Annotated in this window: 18 protein-coding genes; 11 read left to right on the forward strand and 7 right to left on the reverse strand. The window is 46.2% G+C overall.

The window, feature by feature from the left end:
- Window positions 1-3: 3 nt before the first annotated feature.
- Window positions 4-837, reverse strand: coding sequence for a posphoenolpyruvate synthetase regulatory kinase/phosphorylase PpsR (gene ppsR, locus AC2UZJ_RS08950; RefSeq protein ID WP_486949810.1), 834 nt, complete (start codon window positions 835-837; stop codon window positions 4-6).
- A 155-nt stretch (window positions 838-992) separates the two neighbouring features.
- Between ppsR and ppsA the strand changes: the two genes are divergently transcribed.
- Window positions 993-3,362, forward strand: a complete 2,370-nt coding sequence (ppsA, locus tag AC2UZJ_RS08955; RefSeq protein ID WP_486949811.1) for a phosphoenolpyruvate synthase — start codon at window positions 993-995, stop codon at window positions 3,360-3,362.
- Window positions 3,363-3,450: 88 nt separating this feature from the next.
- Window positions 3,451-4,758 (forward strand): NAD(P)/FAD-dependent oxidoreductase, encoded by a 1,308-nt coding sequence (locus AC2UZJ_RS08960; RefSeq protein ID WP_486949812.1) that lies wholly within the window; start codon window positions 3,451-3,453, stop codon window positions 4,756-4,758.
- A 16-nt stretch (window positions 4,759-4,774) separates the two neighbouring features.
- Here AC2UZJ_RS08960 and smpB read toward each other — a convergent pair whose 3' ends face one another.
- Complete coding sequence (gene smpB, locus AC2UZJ_RS08965) at window positions 4,775-5,239, reverse strand: SsrA-binding protein SmpB (RefSeq protein ID WP_486949813.1); 465 nt, start codon at window positions 5,237-5,239, stop codon at window positions 4,775-4,777.
- Window positions 5,240-5,299: 60 nt separating this feature from the next.
- Between smpB and AC2UZJ_RS08970 the strand changes: the two genes are divergently transcribed.
- Window positions 5,300-5,737 carry a type II toxin-antitoxin system RatA family toxin gene (locus AC2UZJ_RS08970; protein WP_486949814.1) on the forward strand — a complete coding sequence of 146 codons (438 nt, stop codon included), beginning with the start codon at window positions 5,300-5,302 and terminating at the stop codon, window positions 5,735-5,737.
- Between the two features lie 12 nt (window positions 5,738-5,749).
- Entirely contained in the window at window positions 5,750-6,031 is a 282-nt protein-coding gene (locus AC2UZJ_RS08975) for an RnfH family protein (protein ID WP_486949815.1), read from the forward strand.
- 5 nt (window positions 6,032-6,036) lie between these two features.
- Here AC2UZJ_RS08975 and ygfZ read toward each other — a convergent pair whose 3' ends face one another.
- Window positions 6,037-6,978 (reverse strand): CAF17-like 4Fe-4S cluster assembly/insertion protein YgfZ, encoded by a 942-nt coding sequence (gene ygfZ / locus AC2UZJ_RS08980; RefSeq protein ID WP_486949816.1) that lies wholly within the window; start codon window positions 6,976-6,978, stop codon window positions 6,037-6,039.
- A gap of 80 nt (window positions 6,979-7,058) precedes the next feature.
- Here ygfZ and mltG point away from each other — a divergent pair, with 80 nt between their 5' ends.
- From mltG to AC2UZJ_RS09005, 5 genes are read left to right on the forward strand one after another with little or no spacing between them, the layout of a single operon-like run.
- On the forward strand, window positions 7,059-8,072 hold the full coding sequence (gene mltG / locus AC2UZJ_RS08985) for an endolytic transglycosylase MltG (RefSeq protein ID WP_486949817.1): 1,014 nt from the start codon (window positions 7,059-7,061) through the stop codon (window positions 8,070-8,072).
- Complete coding sequence (gene tmk, locus AC2UZJ_RS08990) at window positions 8,072-8,710, forward strand: dTMP kinase (RefSeq protein WP_486949818.1); 639 nt, start codon at window positions 8,072-8,074, stop codon at window positions 8,708-8,710. The genes mltG and tmk overlap by 1 nt, the downstream gene beginning before the upstream one ends.
- Complete coding sequence (holB, locus tag AC2UZJ_RS08995; protein WP_486949819.1) at window positions 8,695-9,726, forward strand: DNA polymerase III subunit delta'; 1,032 nt, start codon at window positions 8,695-8,697, stop codon at window positions 9,724-9,726. The genes tmk and holB overlap by 16 nt, the downstream gene beginning before the upstream one ends.
- A gap of 27 nt (window positions 9,727-9,753) precedes the next feature.
- Complete coding sequence (locus AC2UZJ_RS09000; RefSeq protein ID WP_486949820.1) at window positions 9,754-10,521, forward strand: TatD family hydrolase; 768 nt, start codon at window positions 9,754-9,756, stop codon at window positions 10,519-10,521.
- Window positions 10,518-11,336 (forward strand): ankyrin repeat domain-containing protein, encoded by an 819-nt coding sequence (locus tag AC2UZJ_RS09005; RefSeq protein WP_486949821.1) that lies wholly within the window; start codon window positions 10,518-10,520, stop codon window positions 11,334-11,336. The genes AC2UZJ_RS09000 and AC2UZJ_RS09005 overlap by 4 nt, the downstream gene beginning before the upstream one ends.
- Before the next feature lie 9 nt (window positions 11,337-11,345).
- Here AC2UZJ_RS09005 and AC2UZJ_RS09010 read toward each other — a convergent pair whose 3' ends face one another.
- From AC2UZJ_RS09010 to ugpB, 4 genes are all read right to left on the reverse strand, one after another.
- Entirely contained in the window at window positions 11,346-12,431 is a 1,086-nt protein-coding gene (locus AC2UZJ_RS09010; RefSeq protein ID WP_486949822.1) for a sn-glycerol-3-phosphate import ATP-binding protein UgpC, read from the reverse strand.
- A 27-nt stretch (window positions 12,432-12,458) separates the two neighbouring features.
- Window positions 12,459-13,304: a sn-glycerol-3-phosphate ABC transporter permease UgpE gene (gene ugpE, locus AC2UZJ_RS09015; protein ID WP_486949823.1), complete on the reverse strand. Its 846-nt coding sequence runs from the start codon at window positions 13,302-13,304 to the stop codon at window positions 12,459-12,461.
- Between the two features lie 12 nt (window positions 13,305-13,316).
- On the reverse strand, window positions 13,317-14,198 hold the full coding sequence (ugpA, locus tag AC2UZJ_RS09020) for a sn-glycerol-3-phosphate ABC transporter permease UgpA (protein ID WP_486949824.1): 882 nt from the start codon (window positions 14,196-14,198) through the stop codon (window positions 13,317-13,319).
- A 102-nt stretch (window positions 14,199-14,300) separates the two neighbouring features.
- Entirely contained in the window at window positions 14,301-15,608 is a 1,308-nt protein-coding gene (gene ugpB / locus AC2UZJ_RS09025) for a sn-glycerol-3-phosphate ABC transporter substrate-binding protein UgpB (protein ID WP_486949825.1), read from the reverse strand.
- 74 nt (window positions 15,609-15,682) lie between these two features.
- Between ugpB and proC the strand changes: the two genes are divergently transcribed.
- Window positions 15,683-16,528 carry a pyrroline-5-carboxylate reductase gene (gene proC, locus AC2UZJ_RS09030; RefSeq protein ID WP_486949826.1) on the forward strand — a complete coding sequence of 282 codons (846 nt, stop codon included), beginning with the start codon at window positions 15,683-15,685 and terminating at the stop codon, window positions 16,526-16,528.
- 11 nt (window positions 16,529-16,539) lie between these two features.
- Window positions 16,540-17,091, forward strand: a complete 552-nt coding sequence (locus tag AC2UZJ_RS09035) for a queuosine precursor transporter (protein WP_486949827.1) — start codon at window positions 16,540-16,542, stop codon at window positions 17,089-17,091.
- The last annotated feature ends 47 nt before the right edge of the window (window positions 17,092-17,138 follow it).

Here is a 17,138-nt window from a genome sequence, read left to right on the forward strand (position 1 = left end):
TGCCTAGTAGATGCGTTTATTCAACCCCACTTCATCCAGTATTTTTGTAGATATTTCCTCAATGGATTTTGTGGTGGTGGAGAGCCAAGAAATGCCTTCTAAGCGCATCAAACGCTCAGCTTCAGAGACTTCATTAATGCATTGTTTGAGAGAAGCATATTTACTCTCTGGACGACGCTCATTTCGTACTTCAGATAAACGTTCTGGATGTATAGAAAGACCAAATATTTTTTTTCTATAAGGAACCAAAGAAGCGGGCAGAGCGCCGCGCTCGAAATCATCAGGAATTAACGGGTAGTTAGCCGCTTTTACACCATATTGCATGGCTAAATACAAACTTGTTGGAGTTTTACCACAACGAGATACACCAATTAAAATCACATCAGCGCGTTCTAAACCATTGATTAATTGGCCATCATCATATGCCAAGCTAAAATTAATGGCATCAATGCGATTGCTGTATTGCTTAGACATCACATTGCTGTGTGATCGGCCTACTGAACGGTCTGATTTAACTCCTAAAGCGCGCTCTATATGACGTACAAAACCACCGAACAAATCCATGAAAATGCAATTGGATGAACCGATGAGCTTAGCCATTTTTGGGTCTACAAGCGTACTAAATACGAGGGGTTTCTCGCCAGACTCCTTAAAGCAGGTGTTGATACGAGTTACCACATCTTGTGCTTTTTCAATGGTATCAATAAAAGGCACGCGTACAGCTTGAAAAGCAAATTGCTCAAATTGGGATAACACCGAATGGCTAAAGGTTTCGGCGGTAATGCCTGTGCTGTCTGAAACCACAAACACAGTACGTTCAGTAGAGGATGTTGTCATATTTTTAATGCTACACAAAAAGTCGATAAACGGTACAATCTCAAAGGCTGGATCTATTGTAAGGTGCGCAAGGCGAGTTTGCCTAATGCATTGCTAATTAACTCTTAGCTTAATGTATTACACAAACTTGCTTTTACTTTTTTAAGGTGACTTTTATGTCTTATGTATTACCCTTTGAGACGTTGCGTATGACAGACGTCGAAACGGTAGGTGGTAAAAACGCCTCTTTAGGTGAGATGATTAGCCAATTAGCGGGTGCTGGAGTACGCGTACCGGGTGGTTTTGCCACCACGGCAGAAGCCTTTAGGGAGTTTTTACGTGCTGATAATCTAGATAAACGCATCGAAGAACGCTTATCTGCTCTAGATCTAGATGATGTGCGCGCTTTGGCTGCTGCTGGTAAGGAAATCCGCCAGTGGATTATTGACACGCCTTTTCCTGTCCAGCTGGAGCAAGAAATACGTGATCATTTCGCCAAATTAGATGCGGATGGTAAAGGGTCTTTCGCGGTGCGTTCTTCAGCCACTGCTGAAGATCTGCCTGATGCGTCTTTTGCCGGCCAGCAAGAAAGCTATCTCAACGTAGTCGGCATTGATGATGTGCTCGATAAAATCCATTGGGTTTTTGCCTCTCTTTATAATGATCGTGCTATTTCTTACCGTGTGCATAAGGGGTTTGCCCACGAGGAGGTGGCCATTTCAGCGGGTATACAACGCATGGTGCGCTCTGATAAGGGCAGCTCGGGTGTGATGTTTACTATAGATACGGAATCTGGTTTTAAAGATGTAGTCTTTATTACCTCCGCCTATGGCTTAGGTGAAACCGTAGTGCAAGGTGCTGTAAACCCCGATGAGTTTTATGTATTTAAGCCCTCTTTAGCCGCCGGCCACGATGCTATTATTAGCCGTCGCATTGGTTCCAAGCTATTGCGTATGGAGTTTGATGAGGCACGAGAAAGTGGCGAGCCCGTACGTATCGTAGATGTGCCTGTGTCTGAGCGTAATCGTTATTCCTTGTCTGATGATGAGGTGATCGAACTTTCACGTTATGCCATGACCATTGAAGAGCACTATCAGCGCCCTATGGATATAGAGTGGGGTAGAGATGGCATAGATGGTAAGATTTATATTTTGCAGGCGCGCCCTGAAACGGTGAAATCCCAGCTAGGTAATACGGATGCTCAAGAGCGTTACCGTCTTAAAGCCACGGGTGAAGTCTTAGCCACTGGCCGTGCTATTGGCCAGAAAATCGGTTCTGGTAAAGTCCGTTTAGTAGGCGATGCGAGCGAAATGCATCATGTACAAGCTGGTGATGTGCTGGTTACTGATATGACAGATCCCAACTGGGAGCCTGTGATGAAATTAGCTTCTGCGATTGTGACAAACCGAGGTGGTCGTACTTGTCACGCGGCGATTATTGCCCGTGAGTTAGGGATTCCTGCTGTAGTGGGTTGTGGTGATGCTACCGATGTGCTCACTGAAGGCCAAGAGGTGACGGTATCTTGTGCTGAAGGCGATGAGGGGCGCATTTACGATGGTTTACTAGAAACAGAAATTGAAGAAGTAAGCTGGGGAGAAATGCCCGACATCGACATGAAAATCATGATGAACGTAGGGAATCCTCAATTAGCCTTTGATTTTGCGCAAACACCCAATGATGGTGTGGGTTTGGCACGGTTAGAGTTTATTATTAATAACAACATCGCCATTCACCCTAAAGCGGTATTGGATTACCCAAATGTAGATGCTGGCTTGAAAAAAGCGGTGGAATCAGCAGCACGTGGTTATGCAAGCCCACGCGCATTCTTCGTCGAAAAGCTAGCAGAAGGGGTTGCTACCTTAGCCGCGGCTTTTTATCCTAAGACAGTTATTGTGCGTATGTCAGACTTTAAGTCCAATGAGTACCGCAAGCTGGTAGGAGGGTCACGTTATGAGCCAGAGGAAGAAAATCCCATGTTAGGTTTCCGTGGCGCAGCGCGTTATATTTCTGAAGAATTCCGGGAATGTTTCCGCATGGAATGTGAGGCCTTGAAAAAGGTACGCGATGAAATGGGTCTCACTAACGTAGAAATCATGATTCCGTTTGTGCGTACCTTAGAGCAAGCTGATAAAGTTATAGAATTATTAGCTGAAAATGGCTTAGAACGTGGCAAAAATGGCTTACGTGTCATTATGATGTGTGAGGTGCCTTCCAATGCCATTTTAGCGGAAGAGTTCTTAGAGCGCTTTGATGGCTTCTCTATAGGTTCCAATGACTTAACACAACTTACCTTGGGTCTAGACCGTGACTCGGGTATGGAGTTGCTGGCAGATGATTTCGATGAGCGTGATCCAGCAGTGAAGTTTATGTTGAGCCGCGCTATTCAAGCGTGTGTTAAAGCGGGTAAATACGTAGGTATATGTGGTCAAGGTCCTAGCGATCATCCCGATTTAGCGGAGTGGTTACGTGATGAAGGTATTATGTCTCTTTCACTTAACCCAGATACGGTGGTAGACACTTGGAAGCGCTTAGGTGAAAAAGAGTAATTTATTAATCTAATCTATTAACTTTTTTTAGCTTAAGTCTAACAAATGCCACTTCTGGTTGAAGTGGCATTTTTTTTAGGATAGCAATATGAAAACGATCACGCCAATAGTCATTGCAGGTGGGGGCGCCGGTGGCTTAGAGTTAGCTGCTAAATTAGGCCGTAAACATGGTCCAAGTAAGGTGTATTTAGTAGATCAAAGCACAGATCATATTTGGAAGCCTTCTTTACATGAAGTGGCAGCAGGTACCTTAGATATTAATCGTGAAGGTTTGTCTTATTTCATGTTAGCGCGTGATTGTAATTTCACCTTCATTTTGGGAGCCCTTGAAGGAGTAGACCAAGAAGCCAAGCAAGTGCATATCGCTGCTGCACATAATTCAGCCGGACAGCAACTATTTCCTCAACGTGTGATTGATTATGGTTCCTTAGTGATTGCGGTGGGCAGCAAGTCAAACTTTTTTAATACGCCCGGCGCAGCAGAACACGCGATCACCCTAGATGCTACTCCGCAAGCGGAGCATTTTCGCTTGAAACTTTTGCATGCTGTGATGCAGCACGAAGGGGATTTGCTTAGTAAAGAGAAATCTGATCCCTTAAATATAGTGATAGTAGGAGGGGGCGCAACGGGTGTGGAGTTAGCTGCGGAATTAACCGAAGCCATTAGTAGTTTGCATTTTTATGGTGCACACACCCTTACGCCATCGCGGGATTTATCAATTACCTTAGTGGAAGGGGCAGACCGTATATTGGTGGCGTTGCCTTCTGAGCTTTCTGCACGCGCTACAAAATTATTGCTTAGCCGTGATATTAAAGTATGCACGAATGTGCGGGTTACTAAAGTGCAAGCTACGCAAATCATTGATCAGCATGGGGAGTCCTATGCAGCTGATTTATGTGTGTGGGCTGCAGGTATTCAAGCTCCCTTGTTTTTGACTACCCTGGGCTTAGAGACCAACCAGATTAATCAACTCGTGGTCAATGAGCGTTTAGAAACTAAAGCCCCGCATATTTATGCTCTAGGGGATTGTGCAGAGGCGCCCTGGTTAGGAGAAGAACAAACCCTGCCGGCCAGAGCTCAAGTGGCGCATCAACAGGCCAATTATTTGTATAAGATGTTTAGTCAAAAAATTAAAGATCCCAGTTACCAAGCCAAACCTTTTAAATATAAAGATTATGGTTCCTTAGTGGCAGTTGGTCATACTAAAGGCGTAGGAAATCTCATGGGGGTGCTGTCTGGTAAAAGCTGGTTTGTGGAAGGTTTAGTCGCGCGCACTATGTACATGAGTTTGCATTTAATGCACCATGCCGCTGTACTGGGTGTATTACGTACCTGTAGTTTAGCCTTGGGGCGGCTGTTATTAAAACGTTCCGCCCCGCGCATAAAATTGCATTAGCTGCTTCACAAAGCCATTAATGGTCACCACGACGACTGGTGTCGTGTTTTAGCAAGCGCTCTTGCTCGCGCTGCCAGTCACGGTCTCTAGAGGTATCGCGTTTGTCATGGTGTTTTTTCCCTTTACCCACCCCTATTTCCATTTTGATGCGGCCACGCGAGTAATGTAGGTTTAAGGGCACAATGGTATAACCGCGTTGCTCTACACGCCCAATTAACTTGCTGATTTCATCGGCCTTAAGCAGCAATTTACGTGTACGCGTGGCATCAGGCACAATATGCGTAGAGGTAGTGGCTAAAGGGCTAATATGCATGCCTATGACCCAAATTTCACCATCGCGTATAACCACATAGCTTTCTGCTAACTGTACATGACCACTGCGTATGGCTTTCACTTCCCAGCCTTGCAGCACTAAGCCCGCCTCATAGCGTTCTTCTATGAAATATTCGTGACGTGCTTTACGATTTTGAACAATACTCATGAATTCATCACCTATCTTAGGTAAAATCAATCTATTTATTTTATCTACTAAACCAAATCGATGCCTACTGTAAAACGATCCGTCTTAGTTCCTTTTTCTTCTGCCCAGATGTTTGACCTGGTAGCCAGTGTTGCCCGTTATCCGGAATTTATGCCTTGGTGTGGCGGTGCTAATGAATATGATGTCACCGAAGAGGGTATGAAGGCCTCTGTAACTATTAGCATTGCCGGCATTAAACAAACGTTTACCACCCAAAATACCCACGATTACCCTCACCATATTCGTCTGCAGCTTGTAGATGGCCCTTTTTCAGATTTAAAAGGTGACTGGCACTTCACCTCTTTAGGTGAAGATGGCTGTAAGGTGGATTTTGTCATGGAGTACGAGTTTTCAAGCCGCGCACTTGAAATGGTGGTAGGGCCTATTTTTAACCGGGTGGCCAATAGTTTTATTGACTCGTTTACGCGCCGCGCCCATGATATCTATGACAATGACTGAGCCTAATTACCTATGATAACAATTGAATTGCTGTTTGCGGCAAAAAACTGCATTTGGCAGCAGCTTCTTACCCTGCCCGAAGGCAGCACGGCAGCGCAAGCTCTGGCGCAAAGTACCCTTTATGAAGATCATCCTGAAACCAAAGACATGCCTTATGGGATTTTTGGAGAGCGTTGTGCTGCCGATACGCTATTAGCTGATGGCGATAGATTAGAGGTGTATAGGCCGTTAGTCTTTGATCCTATGGAATCGCGCCGTCGGCGAGCTAACCATAAAGCTCAACGAAAAAACTAAACGAATTAGTACTTCGCTATTTCCCAACTAAAAGGTAGCTCTTGCAAGGTAATTTCTGGCCCTTGTGCATCTAGCGCATGCAGCGTTTTTTGCGCTATGTCTGCAATGATGACCTCCATTAAGAGCACCTGTTGCTGGGATTTTGCATCATAAGCACTGTTAATAACGCGTCCAAAAGGCCTGTCAGGTTGGCTGGCCTCAAAGATATCATTACCCACCGCTATATCTAAGGGTGTGTCTGTCGTAATAGCGCCTAGAGCCGCACGGCGTCTAGCAGTGGTACGGTAGTGTAAGCGTGCCACCACTTCTTGGCCAGGAAAACAGCCTTTATTGAAGCTTACACCACCAATAATGTCTAGGTTCACGTCTTGAGGTAGAAAGAGTTCATAACTGGCCTCTTGAATCCAAGGCAGGCCGGCTTGTATGTCAGCGGCTTGCCATTGCTGCGCAGACACGGCGGGCTCCGCCTCTAAGGCGGCATCGTAAACAATCAGCCACGCGCGAGCGGGCAAGGTATCTGTGGCATTAGGTGCGCTGATTAAGGTGCGGTTGCTCTCGGTACTATGAGAGACGCTGTAATGGGTGGTGGGCAAAGTAAAGGCCTCTGTGGTGGCGTTAAATACGCCATATACACGGGCTTCACTGAGCACTAACTCAGCTTTAGCTCGCAGTACAAACATAGAAATACGTTTACGAAAGGCCTCGGCGATAGAGCGATGTAATAAGGCATAGAGATTTTGCTCATTACTTGGGTCTACCCATACCAGCATATTGGCTTGTAAGCGTCCTTTGATTTGACAAAAACCAGCCAAAATGGCTTGAGCAGTGCTTAAGTCTTCTACGCCATTGGTGAGTTGGCTTTGCATAAATGAACGGGCATCGGCCCCGCGTATATGTAGTACGGCCATCTCATCGAGAGCACATAATTGATCTGAGGTAAAGGTCATGATGTCCATTTGTTAGGTTGCACTGAAAAGTTATATCTATTCACTATAATAACTATCTTAGATGAATCAATAAGCATATCATGACAAAAAAACGTATTCTAATTAGCCTTGCTGTATTACTGGTTTTAATGGCGGGTGTGGCCTATGGTGCTTGGTGGTGGGTAATGGAACGGGTAGTACCCATGAAAGGCCCTCAGGTGGATTATATTGTAGAAGCAGGAGCAGGCCCCCGCGCCATTGCTCGTACTATGCGGGAGGCAGGTATAGCCATTGATGAAAAGCAATTTGTACTGCTGGCACGTCTTACTGAAAAAGACAAGCTATTGCAAGCAGGTGCTTATGAGGCAGTGCAGGGCGATACACTTTGGCGTTTATTAGCGCGCATGGCCGAAGGTGACATGATGCAAACTCGTCTCACCTTTGTGGAAGGTTGGGATTATAAACGTATGCGCCAACAGTTAGCGGCCGATGCTAACGTTAAACAAACCTTAGCGCAAACGCCCGAAGCCGATAAGGCCTTATTGGCTCAATTGGGAGAAAGCCAGACGCGCTTAAATCCTGAAGGTTTATTCTATCCGGATACCTATGTGTTTGTGCCTGGCACCACAGACTTCGATATCTTACGCCGAGCGTATCAGGCTCAACGTGAACTTTTAGCTAAACTTTGGGCCGAACGCGATCCCGACTTACCACTTCAAGATCCTTATGAAGCCCTTATTCTGGCTTCTATTGTGGAAAAAGAAACGGGTCATAGCGCAGACCGTGAGCGAGTGGCGGGTGTGTTTATTAATCGCTTGCGACGTGGCATGCTGTTGCAAACTGATCCTACCGTCATTTATGGTATGGGTGAAGCCTATGAGGGGCGTATTCGTAAACGGGACTTACAGACAGATACCCCATGGAATACGTATACTAGAGCAGGCCTACCACCTACTCCCATTGCTAGCCCAGGTAAAGCCGCGCTTTTAGCTACCTTGCACCCAGAAAAGCACGATTACTTGTATTTTGTCTCGCGGGGCGATGGTACCAGTGAGTTTTCTAAAAACCTAAACGATCACAATAAAGCGGTTCGTAAATATATTTTAAATAAATAATGGCAATAGTAAAAAGAGGGTTGTTTTTAAGTTTGGAAGGAGTAGATGGTGCGGGTAAGAGCACTCATATCCCTTTTATAACGCAGGAGCTTCAGCAGCAAGGCGTAGATGTGGTCGTCACGCGTGAACCGGGTGGCACCGAGTTGGGAGAAAGTTTAAGAGAAGTGTTGTTGCATCAACCCATGAGCGTAAAAACCGAAACGTTACTGATGGTGGCCGCGCGCAATGAACACATAGAGCAGGTAATCGCCCCCGCTTTGGCTGCAGGTAAATGGGTACTGTGCGATCGATTTTCTGATGCCACCTTTGCCTATCAAGGCGGGGGGCGTCAGTTAGGTGCTGCTGCGATAGAGGTGTTAGAGCAGTGGGTGCATGCAGAGCTGTGGCCAGATCGTACGTGGTTTTTTGATTTGCCTTTAGTTATGGCTATGCAACGTTTGCAACGTAGTCGGGTTTTAGATCGCTTTGAGCAAGAGCAAGAAGCGTTTTTCGTGCGTACGCAGCAGTTTTATCAACAGCGTGCGCAAACACAGCCACAGCGCTTTGTCACCGTAGATAGCAGTCAAACCATCGTAGCTATTCAAGCGCAGCTACAACAACAATTACATCAATTGGTGGCCCAATGGCAGCAGAGCTAACTAGAAGTGCCGTGCGGTTTTACCCGTGGCAGCAAGCGCAAGCCCAGCAGTGGTTGAGTCAACGGGAACGTTTCTCCCATGCGTGGCTTATACACGGCTTAGCGGGCATTGGTAAGGTGCAATTTGCCAAAGCGGGGGCGGCTGCCTTGCTTTGTGAGCAACCACAAGCCCAGGTGGCTTGTGAGCATTGTGCATCGTGTCAATGGTTGTTGAGTGGTAATCATCCCGATTTACGTTTACTGCGGCCTGATGCCCTCACCGCCTTAGAGCAACCAGAGAGTCTTAATGCCAGCCGTGCTAAAAACCCATCGAAAGAAATACGGGTAGAGCAGTTGCGTGAGTTACATACGTGGTTTAATACCGCCACACACCGCGGTGGGTATAGGGTGGCGATTATTTATCCCGCAGAACGGCTTAATGTGATTTCTGCCAATGCTTTATTAAAAGTGCTGGAAGAGCCGCCACAGAACACGGTGTTATTGCTGGTTGCGGATCAATACGAACGTTTATTACCCACCATTATTTCACGTTGTAGACGTTTAGCTTTAGCTACGCCAGATGAGCAGCAAAGTGTGGGTTGGTTAAAAGAACAAATAGAGGGAGATCCGTATGAGTGGTTAGCAGCAGTGGGTGGGGCACCGGTTGCGGCTTATAAGGCTGCTCAAAACCAGGAGCAACCTTATCCGACGTGGTTAGAACCTTTATGTGCACAGTGGGCCCAAGGTCGGCAACGCGCCATCCTCCGTTTTGCGCCCCAGCTGGAAGCGCAAACCACGGCCGCATGGTTAGATGTATTGCAACGATTATATGTGGATTTACAATTAAGCCAAGCCCACTTAGCGCCACGTTATTACCCGTCCTTAGCGTCTTTATTGCAACCCATTGCAGCGCGTACTCATGCACAGGCTTTACAGCGGCAATGGAAGTGGTTAACAGCGCAAAAACGCCATGCCGACCACCCCCTAAATGCTAAATTATTAGTGCATACCGCTTTAGAACGTATAGCACAACTTTAAGCTTTAAATTATTACTTCGTATTTATTATGTATATAGACTCGCATTGTCACGTTGATTTCCCCCAGTTAGCAGAGAAGCTGCCTGAGGTCTTGCAAAGTATGCAGCATAACCAAGTCACCAAAGCCTTAGTGGTGAGCGTTTGTCTTGAAGACTGGTCACGTCTAATTGCACTAGTCGAGCAGCATCCGGAATTTTACGCCTCTGTGGGAGTGCATCCGGGCTACAACGAGGTACCAGAACCCACTTACGTTGAGCTGGTGGAACGTGCCCAGCATGAAAAAGTGATCGCTATAGGGGAGACGGGCTTAGATTATTATCGCCTAGAAGAACCCTTAAATTGGCAACGTGAGCGCTTTGCTTTGCATTTAGAAGTCAGTCGTGACACCGGGTTGCCTAGTATTATTCATACCCGTAGTGCGATTGATGACACCTACGCCATTATGAAAGAGATGGATGCGGGGCAGACGGGCGGTGTGATGCATTGCTTTAGTGAAAATTGGGATGAGGCCAAAAAAGCCTTAGATCTGGGTTTTTATATTTCATTATCGGGCATTGTGACCTTTAAAAATGCACAGGCTGTGCATGAGGTGGCCACAAAAGTGCCTTTAGATCGTTTATTAATTGAAACGGACTCGCCTTATCTGGCGCCGGTGCCTTATAGGGGTAAAATGAATAATCCTAGTTTGGTGGTACATGTGGCGGAACATATTGCGCAATTGCGTGGATTACGTGCAGCAGAAATTGCCGAGCAAACCACCCAGAACTTTTACACGCTATTTGCAAAAGGACAATGATGAAAAGAAAAACGCTGAAAATGCTAAACCTAAAGCAATGGCTTGCAGTGGCCGGGCTGAGTTTAAGTGTGATAGGTACTAGCTATGCCGTGGATGATGAGTTTTGGTTAGATGTACGCAATAATAAAACCAGCTCCGTAACCCAATACTTAGCCCAGGGTGTGGATCCCAATATCCAAAGCCGCGAAAAACAACTGGCCATTATGTGGGCCATTCAAAATGAAGCCTGGCGGGTATATGATTTATTAAAGCAACATCGTGCCTTTGATCCCAATGAGGCTAATGGCATGGATGAAACCCCTTTAATGTACTTAGCCATATTAGGGGAGATGGAGCGCGCTCAAGAGCTCATTGCTCAAGGGGCGAAGGTGAATCGTTTAGGGTGGTCGCCGCTGCATTATGCGGCCTCTAAAGGCCAAGTGCCCATGGCTGAGATGTTAATAGCCAAAGGCGCGTTGATTAATGCCCCTGCTCCGGATGGCACCACACCGTTGATGATGGCAGCACGCTCAGGCAGCACTAAGATGGTTAATTTGCTTTTGGCTCAGGGCGCAGACCCCACCACGTTAAACGTAGCGAAATTGTCAGCTGCAGATTGGGCTGAATCCAATAAAGAACCTAGACTCGCTGAACGCTTACGAGAGGTGGCGGCCGCTTATGAGCAGCAACGCACGCAAAACCAAGGCAAAGTCGAAGCTATTTTAATTGATGAGGTGATGGATCAAACGCCTAGCGCTATAGAGAGTGCAAATGAGATCAAAGCGGGCTCATCACAATACTTTGATTTAAAACGCTTTGATGAGCCAGTGGAGTAGACCCGTAGTTTATATCTCCACGCGTTTTTTGGTTTTAGCATCAAACCAGTGCAACCTATAGTCTTCATTTAGGCCCACTTGTATGGTGTCGCCTATAGTTAAGGGGTTGGCACGTGTGAGTTCTGTAGGTGTGCGCGCCACCACAATAGCATCACCGTGACGGCCATGTATGAGTTGCTCGGAACCGAGTATCTCTATCATTTCAATCTCAATGGTGATGCCATTGCTATGCAATTCTATATGCTCTGGACGTATGCCAAGGATGAGTTCTTGGCCATACAGTGAGTTTGGAATTAAATGGTTAGGTAGATGTAAAGCGAGATTACGCTCATCATAGACCATGCCTTGATGATCAATACGTACTGGAATCAGGTTCATAGGGGGCGAGCCTATAAAGCTAGCGACAAAGGTAGTAGCGGGTTTGTCAAAAACCTCCATGGGGGTGCCCACTTGCTCAGCGATGCCTTGGTTCATCACTATCATCCGTTGTGCCAATGTCATGGCTTCGACTTGATCGTGCGTTACATAAAGACTGGTGGTTTTTAAGCGTTGGTGCAAGCGTTGAATTTCTAAACGCATTTGTACGCGAAGCTTAGCGTCTAAGTTTGATAAGGGTTCATCAAACAAAAATACCTTGGGCTCACGCACAATAGCACGCCCCATGGCCACGCGCTGGCGTTGCCCACCGGAGAGTTGCCGGGGGCGTCGGTCTAATAGCTGACCTAACTCTAAAATTTGTGCTGCCACATTAACGCGTTCTCGTATTTCATCTTTACTGTGTTTGCGAATCTTTAAGCCATAAGCCATGTTTTCATACACACTCATATGCGGATAAAGAGCATAGTTTTGAAATACCATAGCAATATCACGTTCAGCGGGTTCTAATGTATTTACTACTTTGCCATCAATTTCAATAGTGCCTGAGGTAATACTTTCTAAGCCTGCCACCATGCGCATCAGGGTAGATTTTCCACAACCTGAGGGGCCTACAATGACGACAAACTCGCCATCTTGTACTTGCATAGTAATGCCGTGAATAACTTCTACATTACCGGGGTAAATTTTAGTGACGTTGTGAAACGTTAAACTTGCCATCGTGTTGAATCCTGTTAGTTACGGGTTTTATTTTTCTGAGTCAACCAAACCTTTGACGAACCATTTTTGCATGAGCAGGACCACCAAAGCCGGTGGAATCATGGCAAGCATCGCAGTGGCCATTACAATGTTCCATTCGGTCACACTATCACCGCCAGAGATCAGACGTTTGATACCGATTACAATAGGATACATGTTTTCTTCGGTAGATATAATAAGGGGCCAGAGGTATTGATTCCAGCCATAAATAAATTGAATCACAAACAGAGCGGCAATACTGGTTTTTGATAAGGGCAGCAGTACGTCTTTAAAAAAGCGCATCGGACCAGCCCCATCCATCCTTGACGCTTCCACGAGCTCATCCGGGATAGTTAAAAAGAACTGCCTAAATAAAAAGGTAGCAGTAGCAGAGGCAATGAGCGGTAGCGTTAAGCCCGCATAACTATTTAACATGCCCAAATCCGCCACTACTTTAAAGGTAGGAGCAATGCGTACCTCTACCGGCAGCATCAGGGTGACAAAAATCATCCAAAAAAACACCATGCGCAGCGGAAACCGAAAATACACCACGGCAAAGGCTGACAGCATGGAAATAATAATTTTACCGATGGCAATAATAAGAGCCATCAAAGTACTAACCCACAGCATACGTGCTACGGGAGGCGTGCCACTGCCGGGTTCCCCAAAAAGAGCGTGTTGGTAATTTTCCCAAAAATGGCTGCCGGGCATGAGAGACATAGGGGCCTGCGCTACCTCGGCAGCCGTTTGGGTAGAGGCCACAAAGGTCATATATAAAGGGAAAGCAATAACTGCTACCCCTAGCAGCAAAATGAAATGACTAAAAAAATCGAGCAGAGGACGCCGTTCAATCATATATAACCTTTACTAATAGTTGACTCGTCTATCTATATAACGGAATTGCACCACCGTGAGTGCGATTACAATCAGCATTAATATTACAGATTGTGCAGCAGATGCTCCTAGATCCAAGCCGCGGAACGCCACGTTATAGACTTTATAAACCAAGGTGGCCGTGCTTTCTCCCGGCCCGCCTTGCGTCATAATATCAATAATGGCAAAGGTATCAAAAAAGGCATAGATGACATTCACCACTAAGAGGAAAAAAGTAGTGGGAGAGAGTAAGGGGAAGACTATAGACCAAAAACGGCGTATGGGGCCGGCACCATCAATGGCAGCGGCTTCAATTAATGAGCGAGGAATGGCTTGTAACCCAGCTAAAAAAAAGAGGAAATTATAGGAAATTTGTTTCCATACAGACGCCATTACTACTAGCATCATAGCGTCATCGGCATTGAGGCGTGGATTCCATGCAATACCAATTTCTATTAAAAAGACGGCAATAATTCCCACAGAAGGCGAAAACATAAAAAGCCACAGCACACCAGCCACAGCGGTAGCTACCGCATACGGCCAAATCAACATGGTTTTATAAAAGGCGGCGGCTCGAATCACACGATTTGCTAATACAGCAAAAAATAAAGACACCGCTAAACCCGCTAAGGCAACCCACAGTGAAAAAATGGCCGTAATCTTAAAGGATTCTAAATATGCTGGTTGTGAGAACAGTTCTTTGAAATTATCTAGGCCCACAAAACTTGAGCTAAGCCCAAAAGGATCATCTAAGTGAAACGATTGCCACAGAGCTTGGCCAGCCGGTAAAAAGAAGAAAATCACCGTTACAAGAAGCTGGGGAGCAAGCAGTAAGTAAGGCAAGGTTTTATGATTAAAAACGACGCGCTTTTCCATAAGAACCGTAGAGAAATGAATAAGGAAGGTAAAAAGACCGGAGCAGTAGCCAAAAGCGTGCTGTTCCGGTAAGGATTGTACGCGACTCGTAACCGTTCGTGTTTATTTTACACTTTTCTCAAAGCGCTCTAACAGTTCGTTGCCACGCTTTACCATGGTGTCTAAGCCTTCTTCAGGAGTGACTTTACCGGCGAAGATTTTTTCCATTTCCCCGTCTTCTATATCACGGATTTGGGGTAGGTAGCCCAAACGTATACCACGGGAGTTCTCGGTGGTGTCGGCGTCTAATTGTTTAACCGCCACATCGGCACCTACGTTTTCATCATAAAAACCCGACTCTTCCGTTAGCTTGTAACCGGCTTTAGTCACTGGCACATACCCCGTGGCCTGATGCCAAGTGGCGGCTTGTTCTGGACTAGATAAATAATTGAAAAACTGTGCAATGCCTTTGTATTTATCATCAGAATCATTGACAAATACCCACAAAGATGCACCACCAATCACCGAGTTTTGTGGTGCATCTTTAACATTGGCGTAATAGGGTAAGGTGCTAGTACCAAAATTAAAGTTACCGGATTTTTGAATATTCGCGCGATTGCCACTGGAGCCCGTAAATAGAGCGCATTTACCGGAGATGAAAAGGGCGCTGGCGGTATCACCACGACCGCCATAGGTAAAGGTGCCTTCTTTAGCCATATCACTTAGGAACGTGAGATGTTCTACAAATAACGGTTTATTAATTTCCAAACGTGCTTTTACCCCTCCAAAACCGTTGTCTTCGCTAGCAAAAGGTACATTATGCCAAGCGGCAAAGTTTTCTAATAGAATCCAAGAGGGCCAGGTGGTGGTGTAGCCGCACTCGTAACCGGCATCACGGAGTTTTTTAGAAGCGGCAGCCATCTCTTCCCAGGTTTTAGGAGGCGTTTCTGGATCTAAGCCGGCCTTTTCAAAGGCGTCTTTGTTGTAGTATAAAACAGCAGTTGAGCTGTTAAAGGGCATAGAAACAAGTTTGCCATCGCTATCAGCATAGTATCCTCCCACAGCTCCTAAAAATAAATCGGCATCAATGGGTTCTCCTACTTTTTCTGCCATTTCTTGAACAGGTTGAATGGCGCCTTTGGCATTCATCATGGTGGCCGTACCCACCTCAAATACTTGTAAAATATCGGGCGCACTACCGGCACGAAAAGCCGCAATACCAGCATTCATGGATTCGCTGTAATTACCTTTGTAACTTGGTTTTATGACATAGTCAGATTGACTTTGGTTAAAGCCCTCAGCCAGTTCGTTGACCCGTTCACCTAACGCGCCTTCCATGGAATGCCAAAACTGGATATCAGTCGCAGCATGCGCCGAGCCCATCATGGCAAGCAGGGTGGCCAAAGATAGGGTAAATTTAGTAGTTCGCATTCGTATTCTCCTTGAGAGTGAGTAAGTGCTACAACATTAACAGTTAATAGTGACAATAGGATTACAATAGCATCATGATTAATAAAAAACATACCATAAAAATTGCGTTTATAGGCGGCGGCAATATGGCTTCGGCGTTGTCGGCGGGTTTAATTGGCAAACGCTGCGCTGCACAAGATGTGCTAGTCATCGACCCGAATGAAGATGTGCGGGCGCGTTGGCAGCAACAAGGCACCTTAACGGCTCAGCAAGTTAATGAGAGTTTAGCGCAGCAACGTATTTGGGTTTTTGCGGTTAAGCCGCAGCAAATGAAAGCCGTGGTGAAACAATGCGCCCCCTTTTTACAGCCTGACACCCTTGTTATTAGTGTGGCAGCTGGTATTGCTGCCGAAGACATTGCAAACTGGCTAGGTGGTGCAAATGGTACGCCCCATAAACGTATAATACGCTGCATGCCTAATACACCTGCCTTTATAGGCTGTGGCGCTACTGGCTTAATGGCGCTTAGCGAGGTGGCCGCAGATGATAAGAGCATTGCAGAAATGCTTTTTAAAACCGTAGGAGAGTACGTGTGGGTGGAAGACGATCACGCCATTGATGCGGTGACGGCCTTATCGGGTAGTGGCCCTGCTTATGTGTTCTTGTTTTTAGAAGCGTTGATCGAAGGGGGAGTAGAGCTCGGGTTAAGCGTAGAGCAATCACGTAAGTTGGCTTTAGCGACTGTAAGTGGTGCCACTGAGCTCGCAGCTTTATCCCCGCTGGCGTTATCGGAGTTGCGTGCGAATGTGACCTCTGAGGGCGGTACGACGGCAGCCGCGCTGGACGTATTTAATCAACAACATTTCGGTGCGATTGTGCAACAAGCCATGACCGCAGCCAAAGCGCGTGCCGCCGAGTTGGCCATACGCTTTTCTAAGTGATAGATAAATCAATGAATACCGTGCGTTTTGATCCCATGAAGCCTTCTCACGGGCTAATCGCTATTAGTGCCATGATTATAGTGGTCGTGGCCTCTAATGTGATGGTGCAATACCCCATTAATAATTGGCTTACTTGGGGGGCTTTAAGCTATCCTGTGGCGTTTTTAGTGGCGGATGTGCTTAATAGACGTTTTGGTCCCCGAGCAGCCCGACACGTGGCATATTGGGGTTTTGTAGCCGCCTTAGTTATTTCTATGTTTGTCGCCACGCCGCGTATTGCCGCTGCCTCAGGACTGGCTTTTCTCATAGCACAATTGTGTGATATTTATATTTTTGACCGTTTAAGGCACCGACTGTGGTGGCAAGCTCCATTAATCGGGGGCATAGCGGGGGCCACTCTAGATACTTTTGTATTTTTTAGTGTGGCGTTTATGGGCACAGCCATGCCGTGGCACACGCTGCTTTTAGGTGATTTAGCGGTAAAACTCGTTCTCAATACTTTTATGCTGGCCCCTTTTAGGGCTTTAATGTGGAATTTAGCCAAACCTAGCGCCGACTCGTAGATAGAATCAGTAACATCTATGACATATAATCAGTATTTTTTATATCG

It is taken from the genome of Paenalcaligenes sp. DL 309, from assembly GCF_057475285.1.

Coding starts and splice junctions, on each gene's coding strand:
- ugpE (WP_486949823.1), bottom strand. CDS start 13,304: ATGATTGAACGGCGTCCTCTGCTCGATTTTTTTAGTCATTTCATTTTG.
- AC2UZJ_RS09010 (WP_486949822.1), bottom strand. CDS start 12,431: ATGGCAAGTTTAACGTTTCACAACGTCACTAAAATTTACCCCGGTAAT.
- smpB (WP_486949813.1), bottom strand. CDS start 5,239: ATGAGTATTGTTCAAAATCGTAAAGCACGTCACGAATATTTCATAGAA.
- AC2UZJ_RS09005 (WP_486949821.1), top strand. CDS start 10,518: ATGATGAAAAGAAAAACGCTGAAAATGCTAAACCTAAAGCAATGGCTT.
- tmk (WP_486949818.1), top strand. CDS start 8,072: ATGGCAATAGTAAAAAGAGGGTTGTTTTTAAGTTTGGAAGGAGTAGAT.
- AC2UZJ_RS08970 (WP_486949814.1), top strand. CDS start 5,300: ATGCCTACTGTAAAACGATCCGTCTTAGTTCCTTTTTCTTCTGCCCAG.
- AC2UZJ_RS08960 (WP_486949812.1), top strand. CDS start 3,451: ATGAAAACGATCACGCCAATAGTCATTGCAGGTGGGGGCGCCGGTGGC.
- proC (WP_486949826.1), top strand. CDS start 15,683: ATGATTAATAAAAAACATACCATAAAAATTGCGTTTATAGGCGGCGGC.
- ugpB (WP_486949825.1), bottom strand. CDS start 15,608: ATGCGAACTACTAAATTTACCCTATCTTTGGCCACCCTGCTTGCCATG.
- ugpA (WP_486949824.1), bottom strand. CDS start 14,198: ATGGAAAAGCGCGTCGTTTTTAATCATAAAACCTTGCCTTACTTACTG.
- mltG (WP_486949817.1), top strand. CDS start 7,059: ATGACAAAAAAACGTATTCTAATTAGCCTTGCTGTATTACTGGTTTTA.
- ygfZ (WP_486949816.1), bottom strand. CDS start 6,978: ATGACCTTTACCTCAGATCAATTATGTGCTCTCGATGAGATGGCCGTA.
- AC2UZJ_RS09035 (WP_486949827.1), top strand. CDS start 16,540: ATGAATACCGTGCGTTTTGATCCCATGAAGCCTTCTCACGGGCTAATC.
- holB (WP_486949819.1), top strand. CDS start 8,695: ATGGCAGCAGAGCTAACTAGAAGTGCCGTGCGGTTTTACCCGTGGCAG.
- ppsA (WP_486949811.1), top strand. CDS start 993: ATGTCTTATGTATTACCCTTTGAGACGTTGCGTATGACAGACGTCGAA.
- ppsR (WP_486949810.1), bottom strand. CDS start 837: ATGACAACATCCTCTACTGAACGTACTGTGTTTGTGGTTTCAGACAGC.
- AC2UZJ_RS08975 (WP_486949815.1), top strand. CDS start 5,750: ATGATAACAATTGAATTGCTGTTTGCGGCAAAAAACTGCATTTGGCAG.
- AC2UZJ_RS09000 (WP_486949820.1), top strand. CDS start 9,754: ATGTATATAGACTCGCATTGTCACGTTGATTTCCCCCAGTTAGCAGAG.